The organism is Variovorax sp. P4_D9 (genome assembly GCF_056401695.1).
Genome location: NZ_JBFUIU010000732.1, coordinates 1 through 4,387, shown reverse-complemented (window position 1 = coordinate 4,387; position 4,387 = coordinate 1). Strand labels below are relative to the sequence as shown.

The window sequence follows — 4,387 nt, the reverse complement described above, 5'->3', positions numbered from 1 at the left end:
ACCAGGCACTCGTCGATCAGCCGCTGACGCAGCACCGGATCGGTCACCGGCCATGCCAGCTCGACGCGCCGCAGCATGTTCCGGTTCATCCAGTCGGCGCTCGACAGGTACAGCGCCTCGTCCGCGCCGTGGCGGAAATAGAAGACCCGCGAGTGCTCGAGAAAGCGGCCGATCACCGAGCGCACGCGTATGTTGTCGGTCAGGCCCGGCACCCGGGCCGGCAGCGTGCAGGCGCCGCGCACGATGAGATCGATCTTGGCGCCGGCCTTCCCCGCGCGCACCAGCGCGGCGACCAGCGCCTCGTCGGTCAGCGCGTTCATCTTCACGACGATGCGGGCGGTTTCGCCGGCCGCCGCCGCGACACCGAGGGCATCGATGCGCGCAATCAGGTTGCGGTGCAGATCGAAGGGCGCCAGCCACATGAGATGCAGCTTCGGCAGCCGGCTCTGGCCCGCCAGATGAACGAACACTGCCTCCATGTCGGAAGTCAGTAGCGGGTCAGCCGTGAGGTGGCTGATGTCGGTGTAGAGCGCGGCGGTGCGCGGGTTGTAGTTGCCGGTCGACAAGTGGCCGTAGCGCTGCATGCGCTTGCCCTCGCGGCGCGTCACCAGCAGCATCTTGGCGTGCGTCTTCAGGCCGACCACGCCGTACACCACCTGGGCGCCGATCGACTCGAGCATCTCGGCCCAGTTGATGTTGGCCTCCTCGTCGAAGCGCGCCTTGAGCTCCACCACCACCGTCACTTCCTTGCCGCGGCGGACGGCCTCGCGCAGCAGGTCCATCATTTCCGAATCGGTGCCGGTGCGGTAAATGGTCTGCTTGATCGCCAGCACCTGCGGGTCCTGCACTGCTTCACGCAGGAAGGCCAGCACGCCGCTGAAACTCTCGAAGGGCTGGTGGATCAGCACGTCGCCGCGCTGCAGCCGGTCGAAGAAGGACTGGCCCGGCGACAGCGTGATCGGGTAGGACGGCAGGTACGGCGGAAAGCGCAGCTGCGGCTCGTCGAGCAGGTCGATCAGCTGGGTCAAGCGCGCCAGGTTGACCGGCCCGTGCACGCGGTAGAGCGCCTGTGGCAGCAGTTCGAACTGCGCCAGCAGGAAGCTCGCCAGCGACTCGGCACAGCTGGCCGATACCTCGAGCCGGACGGCCTGGCCGAAGTGGCGGTGCTGCAGGCCCTGCCGCAGCGCGGTACGCAGGTTGCGAACGTCTTCCTCGTCGACCGCCAGGTCGGAATGGCGGGTGACGCGGAACTGCGAGAACTCGCCCACCTCGCGGCCCGGGAACATGCTCGAAAGATGGGCCCGAACCACGCTGGACAGCGCGATGAAGAGCGTCTTTCCGCCCGACAGCTTGGCCGGCAGGCGGATCACCCGCGGCAGCACGCGCGGAACCTTCAGGATCGCGATCGGGTTCTCGCGGCCGAAGGCGTCCTTGCCGCCCAGCCGGACGATGAAGTTGAGCGACTTGTTGGCGACCTGCGGAAAGGGATGGGCCGGATCGAGCCCGACCGGGATCAGCAGCGGGCGAACCTCGCGCTCGAAATACTCATGCACCCATTTGCGCTGCGCCGGATTGCGCTCGCCGTGAGAAATGATCTGGATGCCCTTGCTCGCGAAGGCCGGGATCAATCCGTCGTTGTAGAGCGCGTACTGGCGATCCACCAGCGAATGGGCCGCCTCGGCCAGGCGCTCGAAGGATGCCACCGTGTAGCTGCCCTTCTGCTCGCCGGCCACGCCCGCCGCCAAGTGCGGCGCCGCCCGCACCTCGAAGAATTCATCGAGGTTGGCAGACACGATGCAGAGGTAACGCAGGCGCTCGATCAGCGGCACCTCGGCGCGATAGGCCCAATCGAGCACGCGCTCGTTGAAGGCCAGGATGGCATGGTCCCGATCGAGCAGGGTCAGGGGAGCTTCGGCAATGACAGGCGATATCTCGGAAGTGGCTGGCGACATGAAGAAGGATTCTGTAACAACCGTCGCAGGAATGCTCAACGGTCGCAGCATGCCAGTGTCGAGGACGCGCATGACACTTTTGTGACGATTGCGTGACGGAATCCCGATGGAAAGCGGTCCTCAGAGGGCCGAGAAATGCCGCCTGTAGCGGGCCGGAAGCTCGTCGATGCGCATCAGCATGGACAGGTCGGCGGTATTGAAGTCCGGATCCCAGGCCGGCGGACCCAGCACCTTGGCGCCGAGCCGCAGGTAGCCCTTGATCAGCGCCGGCGGCTCGACCTCGAGCGCTCCGTCGAGCTGGTGCACCGGCAGCGGCAGCCGCGGCTGCACCTGGTACTGGATCGGCGCCATATGGGAGGCCGAGAGCTGGCGCCAGATGCTGGCCGCGGCGTCGCCGCCAGTCGCGCCGCGGTGCCACATCGGGATGCTGGCGCAGCCGATCATGGTGTCGAGCTTGTTGCGGCCCATGAAGCCGGCCAATGCGCCCCACAGCGCCAGGATCACGCCGCCCTGGCGATGCTCGGCATGCACGCAGCTGCGGCCCAGCTCGACCATGCGCTCGCGCAGGTCGCGCAGCCGGGTCAGGTCGAACTCGATGTCGCTGTAGGTGCTGCCGACGCGCCGGGCCTGCGCCGGCGTCAGCACCCGGTAGGTGCCGATCACCTGGCCGCTGGCGCGCTCGCGCACCAGCAGGTGCTCGCAGAAATCGTCGAAGAGATCGATGTCATGGCCGGCGACCGGCGTCGCCAGCCGCGCGCCCATTTCGCCCGCGAACACCTCGTAGCGCAGGCGCTGGGCGGCGCGCACCTCGTCCTGATGGCGGGCCCAGCCCACGTGAATGCCGCCGGCGCTGTCGGCTGCGCCGGTCGGCGCGCGAGGCACGGGGATTGCATCGGCAGCGGACACCGGCACGGGCGCGGGCCACAGGGCGCCGCGCAGGCCCAGTTGGGCGAACGGGAGCGTCGGCGTGGGCAGTTCTTTCATAGGGACCCTTTCTGCGACCGCAGTCTGGTCAGCGGCGATGAAACGGGCATGTCGGTTCGGAGGCAATTGCGTGACGCCACTCGGCCTCGCACGCTTCGGCGTTTAATGCCGCAGATGCATTCCATTGGAGTTTTGATGGCCACTGAAACAAGGATCGAAGTCGAGACCCGCCGTCACCAGATGTTCCCGGTCTTGAGCGCCGCGGACATCGGGCGCATCCGGCGCTTCGGCAGCGTGCGGCGCTATGCGCGCGGCGACTGCCTGTTCCGCGCCGGCGAGCCCGGGCCGGGGATGTTCGTGGTGCTCGAGGGCGTGGTGGCGATCACCCATCGCGACGGCCTCGGCCATGTGGTGCCGATCGAGCGCCAGGGGCCGGGCCAGTTCCTGGCCGAGGTCGCCCAGCTCTCGGGCCGGCCGGCCCTGGTCGACGGTCACGCCGAGGAAGACGTCGAGACCCTGCTGGTGCCGCCGGATCAGCTGCGGGCGCTGATCATCGCCGAGGCCGACCTGGGCGAGCGGCTGGTGCGGGCGATGATCCTGCGCCGCGTGGCCCTGATCGAATCGGGCGCCAGCGGGCCAGTGCTGATCGGGCCGCCGCAGTCGGCCGAGGTGCTGCGGCTGCAGAATTTCCTGGGCCGCAACGGCCATCCCTACCACGTGGTCGACGCCACCCGGGATGCGGATGCCGCCGCGCTGCTCGAGCAGTACGGCGAAGCCGAACTGCTGGTGGTCTGCCCCAACGGCAGCGTGATGCCGAACCCGACCGAGCACGCGCTGGCGCGCTGCCTGGGCATGGTCGACAGCATCGCGCACGACGACCTGTTCGACGTGCTGGTGGTCGGCGCCGGACCGGCCGGCCTGGCAACCGCGGTCTATGCGGCCTCCGAGGGCCTGCGCGTGATCGTGGTCGACTGCCGCTCCTTCGGCGGCCAGGCCGGCGCCAGCGCGCGGATCGAGAACTACCTGGGCTTCCCGACCGGCATCTCGGGCGGCGCGCTGGCCGGGCGCGCCTATGTGCAGGCGCAGAAGTTCGGCGTCGAGATGCTGATCCCGGCACAGGTCGAGTCGCTCGATTGCACGGCCGCCGAGACGCGGGGCGAACTCTCCGTGCAGCTGACCGACGGCCGGCGCCTGAAGTCGAGGACACTGGTGATCGCCAGCGGTGCGCGCTACCGCCGGCCCGAGGTGCCGCGGCTCGCCGATTTCGAGGGCCGGGGCATCTGGTACTGGGCCTCGGCCCTGGAGGCCAAGCTGTGCTCTCGGCAGGAGGTTGCGCTGGTGGGCGGCGGCAACTCGGCCGGCCAGGCCGCGGTGTTCCTGTCCCAGCACGCCGCCAAGGTGAACGTGCTGGTGCGCGGCCCCTCGCTGGCCGCCACCATGTCGCGCTACCTGATCGACCGCATCGAGGCCAGCGACAACATCGAGCTGCATCCGTACACCGAGCTGGTGGC

General features: G+C 68.8%; 3 protein-coding genes. 1 reads left to right on the top strand and 2 read right to left on the bottom strand.

Annotation, left to right across the window (positions count from 1 at the left end; translation table 11 throughout):
* Both ppk1 and AC1DY5_RS43820 read right to left on the bottom strand, forming a co-directional pair.
* On the bottom strand, positions 1–1,952 hold a 1,952-nt coding region (gene ppk1 / locus AC1DY5_RS43825; protein WP_478120676.1), incomplete at its 3' end, for a polyphosphate kinase 1.
* A 120-nt stretch (positions 1,953–2,072) separates the two neighbouring features.
* Positions 2,073–2,936, bottom strand: a complete 864-nt coding sequence (locus AC1DY5_RS43820; protein ID WP_478120675.1) for a GNAT family N-acetyltransferase — start codon at positions 2,934–2,936, stop codon at positions 2,073–2,075.
* A gap of 135 nt (positions 2,937–3,071) precedes the next feature.
* Between AC1DY5_RS43820 and AC1DY5_RS43815 the strand changes: the two genes are divergently transcribed.
* On the top strand, positions 3,072–4,387 hold a 1,316-nt coding region (locus tag AC1DY5_RS43815; protein WP_478120674.1), incomplete at its 3' end, for an FAD-dependent oxidoreductase.

Excerpts from the sequence above, each read along its gene's own strand:
- AC1DY5_RS43820 (WP_478120675.1), bottom strand. The coding sequence starts at position 2,936 with ATGAAAGAACTGCCCACGCCGACGCTCCCGTTCGCCCAACTGGGCCTG.